Source organism: Mesorhizobium sp. M0184 (genome assembly GCF_040322215.1).
Classification (GTDB): domain Bacteria; phylum Pseudomonadota; class Alphaproteobacteria; order Rhizobiales; family Rhizobiaceae; genus Mesorhizobium.
The window spans coordinates 1-574 of the sequence record NZ_JAMYSZ010000119.1; the positions used below are offsets into that span (position 1 = coordinate 1).

At 69.7% G+C, this 574-nt stretch carries 1 protein-coding gene; it reads right to left on the minus strand.

The annotated features are described in order from the left end of the window. Positions 1-574: phosphopantetheine-binding protein (locus NKJ23_RS34575; protein ID WP_352685206.1), on the minus strand; the 574-nt coding region annotated here is incomplete at both ends.

The window sequence follows — 574 nt, forward strand, 5'->3', positions numbered from 1 at the left end:
GGATCGCCCCGGCTGGCCAGCAGATGATGGAACAGGATGCCGTCCTGCAGCGGCGACAACCCATAAATGTCCTGGATGTTGCCGACGCCGCCGGGCACCGTGGCGACGATCCGGTCGATCTCCGGCTGGGCCAGCTCGATGAGCGGCAGCATCTGCGGCGTAATTGCCGTGCTGTGTTCGGTGATCAGGTTGGCAGGCACCGCCACCTCGTGATGGCTGCCCAGGCTTGCGGCAAGATCGGCCAGCACCGGCCTGGCGAACAGGGCACGCACCTCCACCCCCAGCGACAGCCGCCGCAGCCGCTCCATCAGCTGCACCGCCAGGAGCGAATGGCCGCCCAGTTCGAAGAAGTTGTCGTGGCGTCCGACCCGCTCGACACCGAGAAGCTCCGCCCATATCTCGGCCAGCGCCGTCTCGACCGCGCCCTGCGGCGCCTCATAGGCCGTCCGCGCATAGGCGCCGTCGGCCGGCGCCGGCAGTGCCTTGCGGTCGAGCTTGCCGTTCGGCGTCAGCGGCAGCGCCGCGAGCCGCACGAACGCAGCCGGCACCATGTAGTCCGGCAGCCGCCCGCTCA